General features: G+C 50.1%; 23 protein-coding genes. 7 read left to right on the forward strand and 16 right to left on the reverse strand.

From position 1 onward, the window contains the following. Window position 1 precedes the first annotated feature (1 nt). From KNQ09_RS11045 to prfA, 16 genes are all read right to left on the reverse strand, one after another. A complete protein-coding gene (locus KNQ09_RS11045) occupies window positions 2-388 on the reverse strand; it encodes an ATP synthase subunit I (RefSeq protein ID WP_023469501.1) in 387 nt (128 codons plus the stop codon). Continuing rightward, on the reverse strand, window positions 385-603 hold the full coding sequence (locus KNQ09_RS11050; protein ID WP_214858432.1) for an AtpZ/AtpI family protein: 219 nt from the start codon (window positions 601-603) through the stop codon (window positions 385-387). The genes KNQ09_RS11045 and KNQ09_RS11050 overlap by 4 nt, the downstream gene beginning before the upstream one ends. Before the next feature lie 765 nt (window positions 604-1,368). Beyond that, window positions 1,369-2,502 carry a non-hydrolyzing UDP-N-acetylglucosamine 2-epimerase gene (wecB, locus tag KNQ09_RS11055; protein ID WP_064299241.1) on the reverse strand — a complete coding sequence of 378 codons (1,134 nt, stop codon included), beginning with the start codon at window positions 2,500-2,502 and terminating at the stop codon, window positions 1,369-1,371. A 125-nt stretch (window positions 2,503-2,627) separates the two neighbouring features. Beyond that, window positions 2,628-3,257, reverse strand: a complete 630-nt coding sequence (gene upp, locus KNQ09_RS11060) for a uracil phosphoribosyltransferase (protein ID WP_029342745.1) — start codon at window positions 3,255-3,257, stop codon at window positions 2,628-2,630. A gap of 72 nt (window positions 3,258-3,329) precedes the next feature. Further along, complete coding sequence (locus KNQ09_RS11065; RefSeq protein ID WP_214858434.1) at window positions 3,330-4,289, reverse strand: tol-pal system YbgF family protein; 960 nt, start codon at window positions 4,287-4,289, stop codon at window positions 3,330-3,332. Window positions 4,290-4,442: 153 nt separating this feature from the next. Then, on the reverse strand, window positions 4,443-5,111 hold the full coding sequence (locus tag KNQ09_RS11070) for an ABC transporter ATP-binding protein (protein WP_214858436.1): 669 nt from the start codon (window positions 5,109-5,111) through the stop codon (window positions 4,443-4,445). Beyond that, a complete protein-coding gene (locus tag KNQ09_RS11075) occupies window positions 5,108-6,136 on the reverse strand; it encodes an ABC transporter permease (RefSeq protein WP_214805617.1) in 1,029 nt (342 codons plus the stop codon). The genes KNQ09_RS11070 and KNQ09_RS11075 overlap by 4 nt, the downstream gene beginning before the upstream one ends. 75 nt (window positions 6,137-6,211) lie before the next feature. Continuing rightward, window positions 6,212-7,567 carry a HAMP domain-containing sensor histidine kinase gene (locus KNQ09_RS11080; RefSeq protein ID WP_214858438.1) on the reverse strand — a complete coding sequence of 452 codons (1,356 nt, stop codon included), beginning with the start codon at window positions 7,565-7,567 and terminating at the stop codon, window positions 6,212-6,214. Continuing rightward, window positions 7,564-8,232, reverse strand: a complete 669-nt coding sequence (locus KNQ09_RS11085) for a response regulator transcription factor (protein ID WP_214771710.1) — start codon at window positions 8,230-8,232, stop codon at window positions 7,564-7,566. Before KNQ09_RS11085 ends, KNQ09_RS11080 begins: the two co-directional genes overlap by 4 nt. Before the next feature lie 75 nt (window positions 8,233-8,307). Then, entirely contained in the window at window positions 8,308-9,567 is a 1,260-nt protein-coding gene (gene glyA / locus KNQ09_RS11090) for a serine hydroxymethyltransferase (protein ID WP_029342751.1), read from the reverse strand. 111 nt (window positions 9,568-9,678) lie between these two features. After that, window positions 9,679-10,218 carry a TIGR01440 family protein gene (locus KNQ09_RS11095; protein WP_023469511.1) on the reverse strand — a complete coding sequence of 180 codons (540 nt, stop codon included), beginning with the start codon at window positions 10,216-10,218 and terminating at the stop codon, window positions 9,679-9,681. Then, on the reverse strand, window positions 10,218-10,658 hold the full coding sequence (rpiB, locus tag KNQ09_RS11100) for a ribose 5-phosphate isomerase B (RefSeq protein WP_023469512.1): 441 nt from the start codon (window positions 10,656-10,658) through the stop codon (window positions 10,218-10,220). The genes KNQ09_RS11095 and rpiB overlap by 1 nt, the downstream gene beginning before the upstream one ends. Before the next feature lie 5 nt (window positions 10,659-10,663). Next, complete coding sequence (locus KNQ09_RS11105) at window positions 10,664-11,179, reverse strand: low molecular weight protein arginine phosphatase (RefSeq protein ID WP_023469513.1); 516 nt, start codon at window positions 11,177-11,179, stop codon at window positions 10,664-10,666. Between the two features lie 17 nt (window positions 11,180-11,196). Then, complete coding sequence (locus KNQ09_RS11110) at window positions 11,197-12,195, reverse strand: L-threonylcarbamoyladenylate synthase (RefSeq protein ID WP_064299235.1); 999 nt, start codon at window positions 12,193-12,195, stop codon at window positions 11,197-11,199. Next, the gene (gene prmC / locus KNQ09_RS11115) at window positions 12,192-13,040 is read right to left on the reverse strand and encodes a peptide chain release factor N(5)-glutamine methyltransferase (protein ID WP_214771716.1); all 849 of its coding nucleotides are present in this window, start codon (window positions 13,038-13,040) and stop codon (window positions 12,192-12,194) included. Before prmC ends, KNQ09_RS11110 begins: the two co-directional genes overlap by 4 nt. Beyond that, on the reverse strand, window positions 13,040-14,098 hold the full coding sequence (prfA, locus tag KNQ09_RS11120; RefSeq protein ID WP_214858440.1) for a peptide chain release factor 1: 1,059 nt from the start codon (window positions 14,096-14,098) through the stop codon (window positions 13,040-13,042). The genes prmC and prfA overlap by 1 nt, the downstream gene beginning before the upstream one ends. 156 nt (window positions 14,099-14,254) lie before the next feature. Here prfA and KNQ09_RS11125 point away from each other — a divergent pair, with 156 nt between their 5' ends. The 7 genes from KNQ09_RS11125 (at window position 14,255) to treP (ending at window position 21,095) form a co-directional block, all read left to right on the forward strand. Beyond that, window positions 14,255-14,623, forward strand: coding sequence for a GntR family transcriptional regulator (locus tag KNQ09_RS11125; RefSeq protein WP_029342757.1), 369 nt, complete (start codon window positions 14,255-14,257; stop codon window positions 14,621-14,623). Continuing rightward, the gene (locus KNQ09_RS11130) at window positions 14,617-15,483 is read left to right on the forward strand and encodes an ATP-binding cassette domain-containing protein (protein ID WP_214858443.1); all 867 of its coding nucleotides are present in this window, start codon (window positions 14,617-14,619) and stop codon (window positions 15,481-15,483) included. The genes KNQ09_RS11125 and KNQ09_RS11130 overlap by 7 nt, the downstream gene beginning before the upstream one ends. Beyond that, complete coding sequence (locus tag KNQ09_RS11135) at window positions 15,476-16,450, forward strand: hypothetical protein (RefSeq protein WP_064299233.1); 975 nt, start codon at window positions 15,476-15,478, stop codon at window positions 16,448-16,450. Before KNQ09_RS11130 ends, KNQ09_RS11135 begins: the two co-directional genes overlap by 8 nt. A 169-nt stretch (window positions 16,451-16,619) precedes the next feature. After that, window positions 16,620-17,978 (forward strand): alkaline phosphatase, encoded by a 1,359-nt coding sequence (locus tag KNQ09_RS11140; protein WP_214858446.1) that lies wholly within the window; start codon window positions 16,620-16,622, stop codon window positions 17,976-17,978. A gap of 11 nt (window positions 17,979-17,989) precedes the next feature. Further along, window positions 17,990-18,637: a DUF4352 domain-containing protein gene (locus KNQ09_RS11145; protein WP_214858448.1), complete on the forward strand. Its 648-nt coding sequence runs from the start codon at window positions 17,990-17,992 to the stop codon at window positions 18,635-18,637. A gap of 128 nt (window positions 18,638-18,765) precedes the next feature. Next, complete coding sequence (treR, locus tag KNQ09_RS11150) at window positions 18,766-19,473, forward strand: trehalose operon repressor (RefSeq protein ID WP_214858450.1); 708 nt, start codon at window positions 18,766-18,768, stop codon at window positions 19,471-19,473. Between the two features lie 182 nt (window positions 19,474-19,655). After that, a complete protein-coding gene (gene treP, locus KNQ09_RS11155; RefSeq protein WP_029342763.1) occupies window positions 19,656-21,095 on the forward strand; it encodes a PTS system trehalose-specific EIIBC component in 1,440 nt (479 codons plus the stop codon). Window positions 21,096-21,098 lie beyond the last annotated feature (3 nt).

Consider the following 21,098-nt stretch of genomic DNA (forward strand, 5'->3'; position numbering starts at 1 on the left):
TTCACCTCTTTTCCCGCTTGAGTTCGTGAGTCAAGAACTCACAAAATTGTATGACGTGGCCGGCGAGAAGGCCTATTACCACCGCAGTTAATGACAATTCAGTTTGATATTTCAAACCGATCATCACACAAAGTACCGCGACCGCCATGCGTGAAACGGTCCCTCGAGACACTGGCTTGCGCCCCGTCTCGATTACACGATACATCCGATCGACGCTGAGTCGTTGAAGCGTCAAGATCAGAAAGCTGCCAGTTCCACCAAGTGCTAGTCCATAAATGACTGGATCACTCGGGCGTCCAATGAGCAGCAGGACAGCCAGGATTCCATAAAAGAGTCCAAACCATCGTAAGTACGCACGATACAACGCATCTTGAAGGATGATGTTCATGTCTTCTCCCCTAACAAGTGCCTGATCATGGCGATCATGCAAAGAATGCCGATGAAAATCCCGATGAACACAGCGAACGTCGCACCCATTTTTTCCCACCATTGTTGTTGTTCCCCATAGTTCCCAACCAAAAAGCCAATGACGATCGGTGCAGCCAGTGCCGTCGAAATTTGCGAGGCCATGACCATACTCTTCGCGAGCCCGTTTTGGCGCACTAGAGACGACCCCCTTTTTTCCCAATTGTGAGTTCTTTTTCTTTCCCACAATTTGCGGATTTTCATACTAGTCAAGAATACAATGAAGCAGCTTTCATAGTCAAATGAATTCACAATAAAAACAGAGCCGAAAAACCTATACATATCAACGATTGATAAGGTTTTCACAGATGTCATCCGTGCAAGTCATTTCACGAAGATGTGAAGAAAATATGTAGTACTATCAACGGTTAAAGAGATTGTTCATATGGTGAACAAAACCGTTGAATAGTAACGTTATATCGTGCCCGTTAAAGCGAAACAAGACCTCTAAAATTGATTTGTGTCGATTTTGTGAAAAAACATTTTTTGTTCACAATTGAAAACGCTTCCGAATCGGGACATAAAAACAGCTCTGACATCTGTTTGTAACAATACATTTCAGCGATTTCCATTTTTTCAATCGTGCGGTATGTCACAGCTTGAATCGTCATCGTTTCCTTTCCAGTTTCAAGGTCATCTGGTTTTACATTTTCTAAACAAATGAGCTGATTTTAGCGGAAATGACAAAAATAATATAGCTCCTTCGTGTAAGAAGCTACATATACTAGTATTTTATCTTGCTTTGAATTTTCCACGCTTCCTTCACCCGCTTTCCTCAGGCGAGACACAAGCCAGGATTCACGTTCCTTCCGGTCCGTGAATTCGGGTCTTGTTCGTCTCTGAAAGCGCGACTTGTCGCGCTTTCTCCTGTAGGAGTCGGGTGATGACGCGTGTTGTCCTACTTCATTGCGTGAGTAACGGTGCCGGAGCTTCCCCTTGACCGAAGTGATGCAAGATCGCTTGGACGATGCGTTCTGAGGCATGACCATCTCCGTACGGGTTCGAAGCATGCGCCATCTCTTGATAAAGTGTTTCGTTCGTCAACAATTCCGTTGCCATCTGATAGATCGTCTCTTCTTCCGTACCGGCAAGCTTCAACGTTCCAGCAGCAATCCCTTCCGGACGCTCTGTCGTATCGCGTAAGACGAGTACAGGTACACCAAGTGACGGCGCTTCTTCCTGTACGCCACCCGAGTCAGTCAGGATCAAATGCGCACGACTTGCGAAGTTGTGGAAGTCGAACACGTCGAGCGGAGCAATCAACGAAATCCGGTCATGCCCCTCAAAGACCGTTTTCGCTGCTTCTTGAACGACCGGATTGAGGTGGACCGGATAAACGACATGTGTATCCGGGAACGCATCGACGAGACGACGGATCGCTCGGAACATCTGATGCATCTTTTCGCCTTGGTTCTCACGACGGTGCGCTGTCATCAAGATCAGCTTCCGATCCCCGACCGTCTCAAGCATCGGATGGACGTAATCGGTTTGGACGGTCGTCTGCAGGGCATCGATCGCCGTATTCCCCGTGATGTAGACACCAGCATGACGATTTTCGGATGCGAGATTCGCTGCAGCTTGCGCTGTCGGAGCGAAATGTAAGTCCGCAAGCGTCGACGTCAACTGACGATTGACCTCTTCCGGGAACGGAGAGTACTTATTATACGTGCGCAGTCCCGCCTCGACGTGACCGACTGCGATCTGATTGTAATAGGCAGCCAGGCTTCCGACGAACGTCGTCGTCGTATCCCCATGAACGAGGACAAGATCTGGCTTGATCTCCTTCATGATCGCATCGAGTCCCTCGAGACCACGCGTCGTAATATCAACAAGTGTCTGACGTTGCTTCATGATATTTAAATCATGATCCGGTTCAATCTCGAACAGTTCGAGCACTTGATCGAGCATCTCGCGGTGCTGGGCAGTGATCGTAACATGAACATCAAAAGCAGGGTGTTGCTTCAGGGCATTGACGAGCGGTGCCATCTTGATGGCTTCCGGTCGTGTCCCGAAAATCGGCATGACTGTAATCGGCATGGTGACTTCCTCCTTTTTTCCTTTTTTCATTAAAGCATATTTCAGCAGTCTTGCGCAGTTTACGAAATAGCAACGAAAAGACCGCAGATCATCGTCTGCGGTCTTTTTGTGTATCTTGCTGTTTTTTACTTCGTTCCGAAGAGACGGTCTCCTGCATCACCGAGTCCTGGGACGATATATCCGTGGTCGTCCAACTTCTCGTCGAGTGCCGCGAGGTAGATGTCGACATCCGGGTGTTCTTCTTGAACGCGTTTGACGCCTTCAGGTGCTGCACAGAGACATGCGAGCTTGATGCTCTTTGCCCCTTGTTTCTTTAAGGAGGAGATGGCGTCTGCCGCCGAACCACCTGTCGCAAGCATCGGGTCAACGACGACGAAATCACGTTCTGCGACGTCTGTTGGGAGCTTGAGGTAGTATTCCGTTGGCTCGAGTGTCTCTGGGTCACGGTACAAACCGATGTGACCGACTTTGACGTTCGGCATCATGCGGAGCATGCCGTCGACCATACCGAGACCGGCGCGGAGAATCGGGACGATCCCGAGTTTCTTGCCTTCGATCATCTTTTGCGTCGTCTTCGTGACCGGTGTCTCGATCGCGACATCTGTGAGTGGAAGGTCACGTGTGATTTCATATGCCATCAATGAAGCCACCTCGTCGACAAGTTCCCGGAATTGTTTCGTTCCTGTTTCGACTTTACGCATGATCGTCATCTTGTGCTGAATCAATGGGTGATCAAATACATGTACTTTACTCATTGTTTGCATCTCCTCTCCATTCTCTTTTCGCATTGTACTCTAAAAACGTACTGCTTGGGAACTGTTTTTTCGTCAGTTCCCGAGCGTACTCTTCCCTGATAGAATTGCTTTTGCGGCGTAAGACCATTCATTGTCCGGTTGTTTCGCGAGTTCTTGCAAGGTCGCACGATAATCACCTTTTTTATATTTTTGTTCATAGACCGCTTGCATCCAGAGGACGTCACTCATGTATCCGGACTTCGGGAAATCTTTCCGATAGGCAATATAATCCGCCTGTGTCGTCTGCTTGAGCTTTCCGGCAGTGATCAACTTATAGAAGCGTGCCATACCCGCTGTCTCTTTGTTCGTCAAGACGGATCCAGTCAAGACACTGTCTGCTCGTTTGTAGTCTTTCGCCTGAACGGCAGCAACCCCTTGCTCGAGCGCGTCTTTCGCAGACACTTTTGGCTCCTGCGTTTCCGTTTTTGCTTCCTTCTTCTCTGGCTTGATCGCTTTCGCCTTCTCTTGCTCACTTGCCAATTGTTCGTTTTTTTCTTTTAACTGTTCGACTTCCCTTTGCAACGCTGCGAGTTGTTGCTCGACCTCTGTTTGTTTCGTTGCGACCGGTGTTGTGGCAGGTTCGCTATCCAACTGTGTCCAGACGAGAATGAGAGAGACGACAGCAACAGCTCCACCAATCCACCACTGGTTCATTTTTCCGAGTCTCTTCCAGTCTTTCAATTGTGGATGATTCTGAACCGTCATCGGAAACGATGACAGTCGTTTCTGCACAATGCGTTTTCCGCCTGCTTTTCCTGCAATCGCCAGGCGATAACGATAGACTTCTGCTGGCATCGGTAAGGTCTTCCACTGTTCAAAACGAGCATCTGCTTGCTCATAAAATCCTGCCTGTTGCATGATGACGATTGCTTTGAAATCTTCGAGCATCCGTTGATATTCCCGGCGCTCGCGGCTTTTATGTGTAAACCATTCCGTCAATCGTTCGGTCTGGATGGCTTGTAATTCACTTTGAATCAAGGCTGTCAAATTCACATTTATTTCCACCCTTATCTTTTTTTACTATGGTTAAGTATAACAAAGATAACGCTTCCGCAAATGGTCCGTTTCCCCTATCTTGTGGACAAATCATCAAAAAACCTTTTGCTTTTACATGCACTGACGCACGAAAGCAAAAGGAAAAGTCGTTCAGCTATGAGAATAGGATCGGGATGCTGTTGCTTCCGTGATCCGCCCATCTTCAATCCGCCAAATCCGGTCACAGACGTCAAGCATCCGTTCGTCATGCGTGATGACGATGACGGTCTTGTTCGACTCATGCGCTTGTTGTTGCAACAGCTCCATCACCCGGCGACCATTCGGATAATCGAGACTTGCCGTCGGTTCATCCGCGAGTACAAGTCGTGGTTCATTGACGAAGGCCCGGGCAATCGCGACACGTTGTCGTTCGCCACCTGATAAGGCGTGCGGCAAATGGTCTTTCCGGTGCTCGAGTCCGAACACGGCGAGCGCCGCCGTCGCGTCAACCGTCCGTCCAGCCTCCTTTGCGACCAATTCGAGTTGCTCTCCTGCTGTCAAAAATGGTACGAGATGCGATTCTTGAAAGATGAACCCGACTTCCTCGAGACGCAAACGACGACGTTCTTCGTCCGCTGCTTCACTGACGCACGTATCATCAAAGTAGACGGCACCGTTCGTTGGTGTCTGTAACAATCCAAGCAACTGGAGCAATGTACTTTTCCCGCTACCACTTGGTCCGACGAGGGCAATCAACTCACCCGCTTCTGCTTGTAAGTTGATGTCATGTAGAACCGTCATCTCACCATAACTTTGCTCAATCTGATTTAATCGAATCATCCGTTCATTCCTCCCATCGCATCTGCCGCTTCGAGTTTCTTGACCATCCGTAACGGAACGAGCGCACCGAGGATTGCCGTTACGAGTAAAATGCCGCCGTACATCAGACTAGTCGACCATTCAAAACGGAATGGAAGATCCGCCGGTAAGAAACGACTTGTTAAATAGGTGATGGCGACGCTGACAGCAAAGGCGAGGCTCGTCAAGAGGATGACTTGTACGAGTAGACTCGCACCCATCGTCCGGGTCCGGATGCCGATTGCCTTCAAGACACCGAGCTGTTTCATCTTTTGCATCGTCAAAATATAGAAGAAGGCAGTCAGAATCAATGCCCCGATGACGACGAGTGCGACCCGCATCATCTGGAAGGAGTTTTGCTCCGCTGCATAGCCTGGTACGTTCTCAACGACTGCTTGTTTTGAGAAGACGGCTTGATCCGTTTGCAACGACTGACCGATATACGCTGAGACGTATGATGCCCCCATCTTCGATTGCCATGCTTGCCACGATTCATCCGTCATCCAAAGGACCGGTGCGTGACTATAACGTCCGTCCGTTACTGTACCGGCAATTCGGAACGTCTCTTTCGTCCGAAAATCCGTAATCGTATCGCCAACACGGGTTCCGCGTTGCTCCGCGTACGCAGCATCAACGAGAACTTCACCTTTTTGCAATGATTGCAACTGTTTTGGACCATAATTCGTCGTCTCTGGTAACGCAAAGACCGTCACATCATCCTTCGTTCCATTCTTCTTCTCAAGCACCATGTTCTGGACACCGAGTGCTTCCGCGCCCTTTGGTGTCTCGTCCGCCTGTAAGAACGAACGCGTCAGCTGTCCTTCTGCGTCTTTACTCAGCGCAAACTGCTCGACCGGCAGATTCCGAACGGCAGCCCCATTGTCATAGGCCAGTCCATCCGCAAGACCGGTGATCATCAAAATCAATAAGACGATCAACATCGTCACGATCGTCATCCAACTGAATCGTCCTTTCATCCGGACGAGTTCTTTCCATCCTAACTTCATCGCGTGATCCCTCCTGTATGTTCGCTACAGGATTGATGATACGACTGCAATATGAACGGAACATGAACGCACGCGTCAAATGCGTAAAAAAGTCAATGTCACAGTCAGACCGGATGAATCAGACGACAAATTCGCGTCCCCACCAAGTTGGCGCATCGTCTCTTTAACGATCGCAAGCCCGAGTCCCGTCCCGCGCGACGTTCGGGATGCATCGCCTTGATAAAAGCGTTCAAAGGCATGTTCCATCTGTTGTTCGGTCATACCTGGTCCTTCGTCCTTGATTCGGACGATGACCTGATTCACTTGTTCTTCCGCTTGAATATGAATCGTCGCTCCTTCGGCTGAGACTGAGACGGCGTTTCGAATGACATTTTGGAAGACATGTTCGAGCGCACTGGCATCTGCTTGAATCTGTAGTGCTGGCGATACATCGAGTGCGACAGCGATGCCTTGCTCATCCAGCTGAAAGGCAAGTGTTGTGAGTGTCGTCTCTAGACTCGTTCGTAGATCGAGTGCTTGTCGTTTGAAGCGCCGTCCTTCATCGAGCTTTGCTAAGATCAATAATTGACGCGTCAGCTCCGACATTCGCGCTGCCTCTTGTTGAATGATTGCCCGTCTCCTGACGTCTTCTCCCGTCACGTCGAGTTGTCCAGCGTACCCCGAGATCGTCGTCAACGGCGACTGGAATTCATGCGAGACGTTTGCAACGAACCGGCGTCGTTCCGTATCGGACGCTTCAATCGCCATCGCCATCTCGTCAAAGCGTCGGGACAGTTCACCAATCTCATCGCGCGCCTTCGTTCCGACGCGAATTCCATAGTCGCCGTCTGCCATCTGTTCCGTTGCTTTTGTCAGGCGCCGGATCGGACGCACGAGATACCGGATCGAGAAGACGAGCAAGAGAAAGCTGATCACGACAAGCAGTCCGAGGAACAGACCAACGAACAGGTGTAACTCGCGAATCTGCCGACTCAAGTCCGGACGGACGAAGATTGCATCCGTTCCTTGTGCCGTCTTGACCGACGTCCCGTACGTGTTGATGACTTCGTTATCGAATAGTCCAAGCAGGAAGAGATGAAACGGATACTCACGCATCCCGTAGTACGGTTGACCATTTTTCACTTGCTCGATGACTTGACTCGAGAGCGTTTCATTGCGAAATGTGTTTCCGTAACGCTCCGTTCCGTCATCTGTTCGAACATACAGTTGAAAGCCAGTTGCTTGTAACATCCGGTAAAACGATTCCGTCTTTCCGTCACCGTGCGTCTCGTAATAATCGATCGCTGTCTCGACCGCTTCCTCGACTTTTTGGCTATAGCTGTCCTGCCAAAACGAATAGTAGGCGATGTTACTGATTAAAAGAGCAAGCAGGGCGGACACGAGTAAGACGACACAGACGAGTCCGACGATTTTCGTATAGAGGCTCCTCATGCGTCGACCTCCAACCGGTACCCGAGTCCGCGGACGGTCTCGATCTTCACCTGATTCGTCTCCTTCAGACGTCCACGAAGTCGTTTGATGTGGACGTCAATCGTCCGATCGTCTCCCATGAAATCAAGTCCCCAGACGTGTTCGATCAATTCCTCGCGGCTAAAGACCCGTCCCGGAAAACTCGCCAACTGATGTAATAATTCGAACTCGCGCCGCGGGAGTGTCCACTCGGTCGACTGGATCGTCACGAGCTGACTGCGTTTATCAATCGTGACATCCCCGAGATGTAAGACGGGTTGCGCCGCTTTTTGATAGCGCCGCGCCACGGCGTGAAGCCGAAACACTAATTCTTCCGGATCGAACGGCTTTGTGATGTAATCATCAGCACCTGCTGCAAAGCCGTCCCGCTTATCTGTCAGTTCACCGAGCGCCGTCAGCATCAAGATTGGGATGTCCCCGTTTTGCCGTAACCGCTCACATAGGACGAGACCGGTCTGCCCGGGAAGTAGGACATCGAGCACGGCTGCTTCGAACGTCATCGTTTCAATCCAAGCGAGCGCTTCGTTTCCGTCTGCTGTCGCTCGGACGGAGTGTCCGTCGGCCTGTAACGTCGATACGACAAGTGATTGGATATGTGGGTCATCTTCAACGACTAAAATATACAATCGTACGCCTCCTTTTTTAGACAAACAAAAATCCCCTCCCCCTTCTCATAATGAAAAGGACGAAGGAGATGACAATCATCCGCGCTCTGGGTAGAGTGGGAAACGACCTGTCAAAGCAACGACACGCTCACGTGCTTGTGCGAGAACGTCTGCTTCTTCTGGGTGGTTCAAGACGAGTTCGATCAACTCGGCGATTTCTTTCATCTCGGCTTCCTTGAAGCCACGTGATGTCATCGCTGCAGTTCCGATCCGGATACCACTCGTGACGAACGGGCTCGCTGGGTCGAACGGAATCGTGTTCTTGTTGACCGTGATGCCGGCTTCGTCAAGCGCGTGCTCAGCAAGTTTCCCTGTGATCCCGAGCGGTTGTAAGTCGACGAGGAGCAAGTGATTGTCCGTTCCGCCTGAGACGATTCGGAGTCCACGCTTCGTCAATTCCTCACCGAGGACTTTTGCGTTCGTGACGACTTGACCGATGTAGTCCTTGAACTCTGGTGCAAGAGCTTCACCGAACGCGACAGCTTTCGCGGCGATGACGTGCATGAGTGGACCACCTTGGATACCTGGGAAAATGGCTTTATCGATTGCTTTCGCATGCTCTTCTTTACAGAGGATCATCCCACCACGTGGACCACGCAACGTCTTATGCGTCGTCGTCGTGACGAAGTGCGCATGCTCGACTGGGTTCGGGTGCTGACCTGCTGCGACAAGTCCAGCGATGTGTGCCATGTCGACCATCAAGTAAGCACCGACGCTGTCTGCGATTTCACGGAAACGTTTGAAGTCGATGACACGCGGATACGCCGATGCGCCCGCGACGATTAATTTTGGTTTATGCTCTTCTGCTAATTTCGCAACGACATCGTAATCAATCATCTCTGTCTCTTGATCGACACCGTATTCCACGAAGTTGTACTGGACACCGGAGAAATTGACGGGGCTACCGTGCGTCAGATGGCCACCGTGCGAGAGGTTCATCCCGAGGACCGTATCTCCCTGCTCGAGAATCGTGAAGTAAACCGCCATGTTCGCTTGTGCACCCGAGTGTGGTTGCACGTTCGCGTGCTCCGCACCGAAGATTTCCTTCGCGCGGTCGCGTGCTAAATTCTCAGCGAGATCGACATACTCACAGCCACCATAATAACGACGACCTGGGTAACCTTCTGCGTACTTGTTCGTCAAGACGCTGCCTTGTGCTTCCATGACAGCTTGCGAGACGAAGTTCTCGGATGCGATCAATTCGATGTTATCCCGTTGACGACCTAGTTCCTGGCGCATTGCCGAAAAGAGTGCCTCATCTTGTTGTTTCAGATACGTAAGCGGTGTTTGTTCCATCTGAATTCCCCCATTTCATTTCGATAGACCTATCTTAACACGAATGTTTCGTTCCCGGCATCCCTAAAAACAACATCAAAAAAGCAAGGGGTGCGCAACCCCTTGCATCAATCATTCGTATTTAGCACGTGCTCCACCGATTAATTTCGGTCGTGTCACGGCTGCCGTCACGTGTGCCTCACCGATTTCCTTGTGCGGCAAGCGCACGGGAATCGCAACAGCTTTCAAGTGCATCCCGATGAACGTGTCCCCGATATCAATCCCGGCGTCTGCCTGAATCGCTTCGACGACGACCGGTGCCGAGAAGCGCTGATAGGCAGCACTCGCCATCGATCCACCGGCTTCCGGAACAGGAACGACCGTCACTGGATCGAGTCCGAGTCGTTCTGCCGTTTGCCGCTCAAGCGTCAGCGCCCGGTTGATATGCTCACAGCCTTGGAAGGCAAGATCGACTTGGTGCGACCGACGAAAGGCATCGAAAACATCGAACAACGCGTCTGCGACTTCCGGTGAACCGGCCTTGCCGATTTGTTTGCCGATGACTTCACTCGTCGAACAGCCGATCACGAGCAATTTTCCTTTTAAGGAAAATCGTTCATCCAGAGCGTTCAGTGCTTCTTCTAAATCGTGCTGGATGCGTGTCAAGTCCATTACTTCACCTCATAATCTGAGATTTTGCAAACGCGGTTCTCATGACGTCCGCCTTCGAATTCCGTTTCAAGCCAAAGCTGTGCGATCTCACGAGCCAGTCCTGGACCGATGACGCGTTCGCCCATCGTTAAGATGTTCGAATCATTGTGCTGACGCGTCGCTTTCGCGCTGAACGTATCATGGACGAGTGCTGCTCGGATGCCCTTGACTTTGTTCGCTGCGATTCCGATCCCGATCCCTGTTCCACAAATCAAAATGCCACGATCAAACTCTCCGCTTGCGACTGCCTCAGCGACTGGAATCGCGACATCCGGATAATCGATCGAGTCGGCTGAATGCGTACCGAAGTCCGTATAGTCGATGCCGAGCTCTTGTAAGAGGTCGTTGATTTCTGCCTTTAACTTAAAACCGCCATGATCCGCGCCGATTGCTACTTTCATCTTTACTATTCCCCCGTTTGTTTAGGTTGTTTTTTCGGAAGTTTCCGTGTATCCGGAGCTTTTCTTCCGTTTCCGTTCTGCGTCAATTTTAACACAAGACGGTTGACGAGGGGTTCGAGTTCATTACGTACTTGCCGGTAGACGTTCATTGATCCGCCGTACGGATCGTTGATGTCCCGTTCAAGCCCTGTCACATATTCATATAAGGTGAACGTCCGTTCCTTCAGTTCCGGATAGCGTTCACCGACTTCCTGCTTGTGCTGACGCGTCATCGTCAAGATGATGTCAGACCAACGCCCGAGTACATCATCAAAGACTTGCGTATAGTGTTCGAGTTCGATCCCGCGCTCACGTAACACTTGTAAGGCGTTCTCGGACGCATCAAATCCTTGCATCGAACGTAGTCCTGCTGAACGGACGTCGAATTCCTGATCGGCGACTTTCGAGCGTAGTAACGCCATCGCCATCGGGCTACGGCATGTATTTCCTGTACAGATGAATAAAACGCGACGTGTGCTCATCTCCGTATCCTCCTTCTTCAAGGGCGAATGACCCGACCACCTGCTGCTTTATGGAGGCGGTTGCGGACCGCAAGCCCCACCCCTTCTTCTGATAGGTCTCGTACAAAAATCTGATCCACCGTCGTCTGATCAAATCGCCGTAAACAATCGTAAAGACGTTGTGCCGCCGTCTCCATCGAATTACCAAGGGAGCAGCGAACATCTGCGTCGACTTCCTCCCCGTCAAACAGGAGGACGCCCGTCTTGTGTCCGGTTTGTCGTGCATCATCGATGAGTTGCTGTAAGAATGAAAGATCTCCCTCCACTACGGAAAGTGTTGCTTCCGGTGCGTAGTGGGTATATTTCATCCCGGGTGCCTTCGGTGTAACATCTTTCATCGATAAGGCAGGATCGAGTGTGACAGGACCGATGACCGACTCGATTTGTTCGCGTGTCACGCCGCCCGGTCGTAAAATCGCCGGTGGCGTCATCGTACAATCGATGACAGTCGATTCGACCCCGATGCCCGTTTCCCCTCCATCGACGATCGCAGCGATGCGTCCCGAGAGGTCATGTGCGACGTGCGCAGATGACGTCGGTGAAGGTTTTCCGGAACGGTTGGCACTCGGTGCTGCGAGACCCAACCCTGTCGCCTCGATCAATCGAAGCGCGAGCGGATGGTCTGGCATCCGTAATCCGATCGTATCTAGTCCTGCTGTGACGAGTGTGGATGCGGTGCCGTTCGATTCGAGGATGATCGTCAAGGCTCCTGGCCAGAACGCCTCCATCAAACGAGCCGCGACATCTGGGATGTGCGTGACGAACTGATGTGCCTGTTCTACGGATGCGACATGGACAATCAGCGGATTGTCAGAAGGTCGACCCTTCGCGGCGAAGATTCGCCGAACAGCCGCTTCGTTCGTTGCGTCCCCTGCGAGACCATAGACGGTCTCGGTCGGCATCGCCACGACCTCTCCTTCCTGCAATAACCGAACTGCTTCATCCATCGTCTGTAAGTCAATCATTTCCGTCTTCACGCTGTACAATCCTTTCGTTCCGCATACACGATACGGTCTTTACCGTTTATATCTTTTAAAATACCCGTTTCCGCATTTGGATAACGTTCTTTTAACATCATTTGCACTTCTGGTCCTTGATTGTGTCCAATTTCAAACGCAATCAGTCGGAAATCGTCTCGTAGGACCCGTCCACTCTCCTCGACGAGACGTCGGTAAAAGACGAGACCGTCTTTTCCGCCAAACAGGGCGAGATGCGGTTCGTGGTCGAACACGACTTCACTGAGTAATTCCTCTTCCTCGATATAAGGAGGATTCGAAACGAGCACCCGCACGGAATCATCCGCAAGTGGCGCTAGTAAATCTCCTTCAAGGAACGTCACGTCTCCACCAAGCTTCGCTTGATTTTGCTTCGCGACTGCAATCGCGGCCGGTGAAATATCGACGGTCGTGACCGGTTGCTCGAGTTCGAGGGCGAGCGTGATTCCAATCGCTCCGCTACCGGTTCCGATGTCGACGATCTGTCCCGCGGTGAACGACTCACGTTTGAGACGCTCCGTGACGAAGACGATCAACTCTTCCGTTTCCGGTCGTGGAATCAAGACATCCGGTGTGACACGGAAATCCCGTCCATAAAACGGCTGATAGCCGATTAAATGCTGAACGGGTACGCCGTGAACATGAGCAAGCAAGTATTCACTGAATCGTAAATCTTGCTCCGGCGTCAATTCATCGGACAAGCGGACAAGGAGTCCGGTCCGGTCGACATCCAAGACGTGCATGAGTAACCATTCGGCACTTGAACCCTCGCGTCCTGCTTGTTCCATCATCGTTTTTGCATCATTTAGACGTTTTGCGATCCGCATCAGTTCGCCGCCTCCGATGCCCGCGCCTGATATTCCATGACAAGCGTATCGATGACTTCATCCATCTCACCTTGCAAGATTCGATCAAGCTTCTGGATCGTTAATCCGATCCGGTGATCCGTCACCCGGTTTTGAGCGAAATTATACGTCCGAATCCGCTCTGAACGGTCACCCGTACCGACAGCCGACTTCCGTTTTTCATCATACTCCGCTTGCTGTTCGCGTTGAATCTTATCGTAGACACGCGCGCGCAAGACCTTCATCGCTTTTTCCTTGTTCTTGATTTGCGACTTCTCATCCTGACAGCTGGCGACGATTCCTGTCGGCACGTGGGTGACACGGACAGCAGACTGCGTCGTATTGACGGACTGTCCACCCGGTCCACTCGACGTGAACGTATCGACTCGGACATCCTTATCGTGGATCTCGACTTCGACGTCTTCTGCTTCTGGTAGCACGGCGACAGTCGCTGTTGATGTATGAATCCGCCCGCCGGATTCCGTTGACGGAACGCGTTGGACGCGGTGTGCCCCGTTCTCGTATTTCAACTTCGAATAAGCACCTGTTCCTTTGACAATGAAGATGATTTCTTTGTAGCCACCGAGTTCCGTGTAGCTCGCATCGATGATCTCAATCTTCCAGCTCTGTTTCTCAGCAAACTTCGAGTACATCTTAAATAGGTCACCCGCAAATAAGGCTGCCTCGTCTCCCCCTGCTGCACCACGAATCTCGACGATGACGTTCTTATCGTCATTCGGATCCTTTGGTAATAATAAAGCCTTCAGCTTCGCTTCAAGCTCTTTGATCTCCGGTTCAAGCATCGCGACTTCTTCCTTTGCAAGGTCGCGCATCTCGGGATCTGTCAACATTTGACGTGCCTCTTGATAAGCTTCCATCTTCTCGCGATAGACACGGTACGTCTCGACGGTCGGCGCAAGCTGTGACTGCTCCTTTGAGACCTCACGCAATTGATTCGTATCATTGATGATGGCTGGATCAGCCAACATATCATTCAGTTTTTCATAACGGTCCTCTAACGCACTCAATCGATCCAACATCTCGGTCATCCTTCCTGGCGATTCTTCTGTCGTCAGTATAGCAAATATTGCGATCGATGGCGTCATCGTCTTCTTGAAAAGAAACGTTGACAGACAGGTTGTAAATTCCTATAATTGGTGTATTAATTGAATTAGTACACTTAAGGAGGTGAAGAAATGTTCACCGTTGATCCGAAAAGTCCGTTACCGATCTATGAACAGTTGGTCGCTCAAATCATCCGCTCGATTGCTCGTGGTCTACTCCGCTCCGGCGAACAGATGCCATCCGTCCGTGAACTTGCCGGTACACTCCTTGTCAATCCGAACACTGTCTCCCGCGCCTATCAGGAACTCGAGAGCCGCAACTTCATCGTCACGATGCGCGGTAAAGGCTCCTTCATCTCAGACATCCCACTTCACGAAGTCAAACAAGCTGCCATCCAAGATCCACTCATCCGCCTTTGTGCAATCGCCGACGAATTATCCATCTCAAACGAAGAACTCTATCAACATATCTTACACATAAGGGAGGATTCCTCATGTTGACCGTTTCTCATCTGACGAAACAAATTGACCGTACCATGATTTATGAAAATGCATCCTTCACCCTGCCGGCAGGAACGATTACTGCCTTGATTGGTCGTAATGGTGCCGGAAAAACGACATTACTGAAAACACTCGTTGGAGCGCTCGAGCCGACTCGTGGAAAGGTCGAATGGAACGGCGAGTCGATCCACCACGTCCCGAAGACGCGGAAGCACCTTTTCCTCGTTCCGGATTCTGTTTCCGTCTACCGCCAGATGACGCTCGGTGAACTGATCAACTTCTATCACGTCTTTTATCCAAACTTCGAGAAGACTTATATCGAAAACTACTGCCGCTCGTCGAATCTCGATCGCGGACGTCGCGTCACTTCTTTATCGAAGGGACAAGCGCAATTGTTCCTTCTCCAACTCGCGTTCGCAACGAATGCCCCGGTTCTGTTACTCGATGAACCAACCGATGGACTTGACCGAATCAACAAACGTGATTATCTGAAACAACTCGTCTCATTACTCGCAGAGCGTCAAACAGCCGTTCTGATTGCTTCCCATCAACTCGAAGAACTCGATTCCCTTGCCGACCGTGTCATGACGATCGAAAAACACCTCGTCCGCGAACCGAAGGCACTCGATGATGCCAAAGCTAGCATGCAGAAATGGCAAGTCGTCTATGAAGATGTTCCAGAGCTCAGTCATGCCGATCTCCACGTCTTATCCCAAACAGGTCGGGTCGTGACGTTACTCGTTTTATCCGATGCAGGCGCGCAGTATCTTGAAACGACGCGTCCTCTCTTAAAGGATGCTTTGCCGGTGCAGATGGAAGATTACTTCTTAGGGACATTTGGAGGGAAACGACATGGTTAAGCAATTGATCCGCTATCACATCAAGCAAGGCATATGGCCACTCGCTTGTTTTATTCTACTGGCGATCTTCAGTTATGGTTTTGGTAGTTATACCATCATCAACGACTTTGAAACATACGAAGTATCTTATCAAACCGAAACGATTCAAGCTGTCCTCGTCAGTCCGTTCTTCGCTGGATTCGCTGCAATTCTCATCGCCGTCTTTGCGATCCTGATGCTCGGTTCGGAGCGTGGGAGTGGTCGCAGCCTGATTTTACATGCGTTGCCGTTCCCGAAGGTCTGGCTGTTCTGGATCAAATGGGCGATCGGCACTGTGACGTTGATCGTCTTCCCGATCATCGGTTTTTTCGCCAGTTGGTCATTACTGCAAGCATTCGGTATCAATCCGTTTGATTACGTCACGTGGTCGTCACTCCTTCAAGATTTTGGTCTATTCCTTCTATTTGATGTGACAATTTTGACGATCTTCTTATTCGCCGGAACGATTGCTGGTGATATCATCGGACAACTGTTACTCGGAACGTTCTTCTTGTTCTTGAATTACTTCACGTATTTCAGTATCTATGCTATCGGTCAACTGGGTTTTGGCGTGGGCTACGAAGAGTTAGACAAACCAACAAGCTTTTTGATGACAATCACGACGCCCTTTGCACTCTTCTTCGAGTACAATACCGATTTCAACATCGCTTATGCTGTATTGTTCAGTTTAGCCTTGACGGTCGTCTTACTGATTTTCGGTAGTCGTCTCTATGTCAAAGGTGCGAACGAACGTCTCGGGCGTTTCACGATTTTCCCGAAATTACATCCAGCACTCATCATCACCTTCTCGATCTATACGACAATCCTACTCGCGGGAATCATCGGTCTGATTTCGTCCGAGAATCAATTCCTGTACTGGCTCGCAATCGCGATTCTCGCGTGGCCGACGTTCAGCTCTTATCGTCGGATGATTGGGTGGAGTCGCTAATGCAACGAATGGATCTTCTGAAATGACTTTTCAGAAGATCCATTTTTTGTCATCGATTCTTCACAAAGCTTTACAAACGATAAACATGGATTTCACATTCTATCCGTAAGGTGGAGTTTGTAGGTCGTATCGATCATCAAACCCCAGCACCTTTCGAGGAGGAACCCTTATGAAATTAAAACGTATCATTCCGATTTTTGCCTTATCAACCCTTTCCCTTAGTACGATGCTCTCGATGCCTGAAGCAGAAGCAAAGACGAAACCGGTTAAATCACCGGAAATCCGGAACGTCATCTTCTTGATTGGCGACGGGATGGGTGTCTCCTATACATCAGCACATCGTTACTTAAAGAACGATCCATCGACACCGGTTGCTGAAAAAACAGCGTTTGACCAATACCTCGTTGGTCAACAGATGACTTATCCGGAAGATCCGAAGGAAAACGTCACCGATTCCGCTTCCGCAGCAACAGCGATGTCATCCGGCGTCAAGACGTATAATGCAGCGATTGCTGTCGATAACGATAAATCGGAAGTCAAGACCGTCCTTGAAGCAGCGAAAGCACGTGGTAAGTCAACAGGACTCGTTGCGACATCGGAAATCACGCATGCGACACCTGCTTCGTTCGGTGCTCATGATGAGAGCCGAAAGAACATGAACGCGATCGCAGACGATTACTTCAAGGAACGCGTCAATGGGAAGCATAAAATTGACGTCATGCTCGGTGGCGGTAAGTCGAACTTCGTCCGTCCGGATGTTGATTTGACGAAAGCATTCAAAAAAGACGGTTACAGTTACGTCACGGATCTGGATCAATTGCAAGGTGATAAAAAAAAACAAGTCCTCGGTCTGTTCGCAGATGGTGGATTACCAAAACGGATTGACCGCGAAAACTCGGTCCCATCGCTTGAACAAATGACGAACTCTGCCATTAAGCGACTCGACTCGAATAAAAAAGGATTCTTCCTGATGGTCGAAGGTAGCCAAGTCGACTGGGCCGGTCATGACAATGATATCGTCGGTGCCATGAGTGAGATGGAAGACTTCGAGCGGGCATTCAAAGCCGCGATCGCATTTGCAAAGAAGGATAAACATACACTCGTCGTCGCGACAGCTGACCACTCAACGGGTGGATATTCAATCGGTGCAGATGGCATCTATAACTGGTTCGCTGAACCGATCAAAGCGGCAAAGAAAACACCTGACTTCATGGCGCAAAAAATCGTCGATGGTGCGGACGTCCGCAAGACGTTGACGACGTATATCGATCAGGACAAACTCGCCTTGACGGACAAAGAAATCGATAGCGTCTCCCGCGCTGCTGAATCGAAGAAATTACTCGAGATCGATAATGCGATTGAAGAAATCTTCAACGAACGCTCGCATACAGGCTGGACGACAGGTGGACATACAGGTGAAGACGTACCGGTCTATGCGTTCGGTCCTGCTAAAGAACGTTTCGCGGGACAAGTCGACAACACGGATCACGCGAAAATCATCTTCGATCTCTTGAAATCGAAGAAATAAGGAGAATGTTCATGAGACAGATACTTGCTACTTTGATGCTCGGGACGGTGCTCGCTGGTTGTGGCACTTCAGCATCACAAGACACACCAAAAGAACCAGCGTCTGCGAAACAGGAGCAGCCGGTATCGATTGAAAAAACAAGCGCCTACGTTCCAAACCCACAAATTCCAGACGATCGCGATTTGACAAAAATCGATCAGACCGTCACGGATGATAAGGGCGACCTGACGCTTAAACAATTCAAACGAGTGAACGAAACACGGAAGATTGGTCCGATCGAGATGACGATCGAAGAGATCAAAGTATTCCATGCTCGTCCAAGCTATGGCATGATTGATTTCTTCCATGGCTTTACGCACGATGAATCCTTTGATTTGATCAAGACACGGGTCACGATCAAGAACACAAGTAATGAACCGGTCACGTTCAATCCTGTCGCCCACTTCAAACTCGATGCTGCGACAGAAAAGACGCTCGAGGACGACGTCTATTTGGAGTCGCTTGCGAAGACTTACGCCCCGTCCGAGTCACGGAGTGGTAACTTCGGCTTCATCTTGGAACATCCGGTTGACTCGATTGAACTCTTGACGAGTGATGTTCTCGATGAAAAACAAGATGTCCTCAAAAAAGGAACGACGTTTTCGACGTCTCTTCGTTGACTGACATTCATACTTCTATGCTCTATCTATTTTCCGGTCATGTCCGGATCATAGGTGGAGCTATTTTGATGCCTGTAATCGTTCCGTGCTACACTAAAGGCATTATTTGAGTGTAAAGGACGGATCATATGCCGAAGTATTTAAACATCTATCACGAGCTCGCACAGCGGATTCAGGAAGGAACGCTCCCGGCTGAAACGAAATTACCTTCTGAGACGGAATTGATGCACGAATTCGAGGCGAGCCGCGGAACGGTCCGAAAAGCGATCGATGCCCTGCAAGAAAAAGGCTTCGTCCGTAAACACCAAGGGAAAGGTGTCTTCGTCCTGTCGCAAGAAGCGATCGAATTCCAATTCAATGGGATCGTCAGCTTCTCGGAAGCACATCGCCGGATGGGGCGACATGCCGTCGAAACGGATGTAGTGTCCTGCGAAGTCCTTTCCGCTTCTGCTGAGCTCGCTTCGTTATTACATGTGGCACAAGGAACGGACGTGACACGCATCGAGCGCATTCGCCAGATCGATGGTGAACGGGTCATACGTGACATCAATCATTTCGTGACCGCACTCGTGCCTGGACTCACTACTGACATCGCTCAAGGTTCGATCTATCAGTACATCGAAGAGACACTTGGTCGGCAGATCAGCTACGCGAAAAGAAAAATCGAAGCTCGCCCTGCGACAATGGAAGACCAAGAACGACTCGACCTTCATGATATGACGCATGTCATCGTCGTCACGAACGATACGTATTTCTATGAAGGACAACATTTTGAGCGGACGGAATCGCGTCACCGGCTCGATAAGTTTCAGTTCACTGATATTGCCCGTCGTTGAATATAGGCTGTAAGATGAGGGAATCCGTAGATGACGGATTCTCTCTTTTTTATTCTTTCCAACTTATCTATATAAGTCCTTGACCAACTTATATAGATAAGTTAAGATAAGTGTGCGCAGATAAGAAAACGTTTTCATTTCAAAAGTGGTCGAGTATGTCACTTCCAAAAAGGAGCATCGAGATGAAACCAAACTATCGTCAGATTGCAGAGCAAATCATTGAGAACATCGGAGGCAAGGAGAACGTCGAGCAGGCAGCTCACTGTGTCACCCGCCTTCGTTTAACGCTTAAGAATCAAGAACTTGTCGATCAAGAAGCCTTACTTGAAGTCCCGCTCGTCAAAGGCGCGTTCTTGAACGCAGGTGTCTATCAAATCGTCATTGGTGCCGGAGACGTCGACCGGGTCTATGCAGAATTCATTCAACTGACCGGTTTACAGGCAACGACGATCGCAGATGTTAAATCGTCTGGTGCTGCTAAGATGAATCCGTTCCAAAAGTTGATCAAAGTCTTTTCTGATGTCTTCATGCCTATCATTCCGGCGATCATCGTTGCTGGTCTCTTAATGGGAATCAATAATCTATTCGGAATCGAGTTCGGTGGCAAGACGATGATCGATCGTTATCCGAACTTACAAGGACTTTGGGATCTCATCAATATGATGGCCAATACGGCCTTCGTCTTCCTGCCAGCACTCGTCGGTTGGTCAGCAACGAAACGCTTCGGTGGAAGTGAGATTCTTGGGATCGTCATGGGTCTGATGCTTGTTCACCCAGATCTCTTAAACGCTTGGAACTATGGACAAAGTGCTCTAAAAGGTGAAATCCCGACGTTCAACATTCTCGGTCTCTTTGAAATTGAAAAAGTCGGTTATCAGGGACAAATCCTCCCTGTGCTCGCCGCTGCTTATGTTCTCAGTACGATTGAACGTTGGCTCAAACAACGCGTACCGAATGCGATTCAATTACTCGTCGTACCGATTACCACGATCACGTTGACCGGCTTCCTCGCTCTTGCCGTCATTGGACCGGTCACGCGTCAAGTCGGTGACTGGATTACGATTGGTGTCGTCAATACGTTCGAAGCTGTTCCATTACTCGGTGCCCTACTCTTTGGTGCACTCTATGCGCCACTCGTCATTACCGGTATGCACCACATGTTCATCGCTGTTGATCTACAGTTGATCGGACAAAGCGGAACGACGTTCATCTGGCCGATGATCGCGATTTCGAACATCGCCCAAGGCTCAGCAACACTCGCGATGCTTTTCCTCGCGAAAAACGTCAATGATAAAAACATGGCATCGACGTCCGCTTTATCCGCCTACTTCGGGATCACGGAACCAGCCATGTTCGGGGTCAATCTCCGGTTCAAATATCCGTTTTACGCGGCACTCGTCGGTTCAGCGATCGCGTCAGCTTTCATCGCCGTCAGTGGCGTTCTTGCTCCTGCGATCGGTGTTGGCGGATTACCTGCTTTCATTTCGATCGTACCAGGCTCGATTCTGTCATTCATTGTCGGCATGGTGATCGCGATCATCGTACCTGTCGCCTGTACGTTCCTGTTCCACTATGTCTCAACGAAACGCGCAAAAAAAGCTGCCCTGAAAAAAGCAGCGTAATTT

Source organism: Exiguobacterium sp. s191 (assembly GCF_018618955.1).
Taxonomy (GTDB): Bacteria; Bacillota; Bacilli; order Exiguobacteriales; family Exiguobacteriaceae; genus Exiguobacterium_A; species Exiguobacterium_A abrahamii.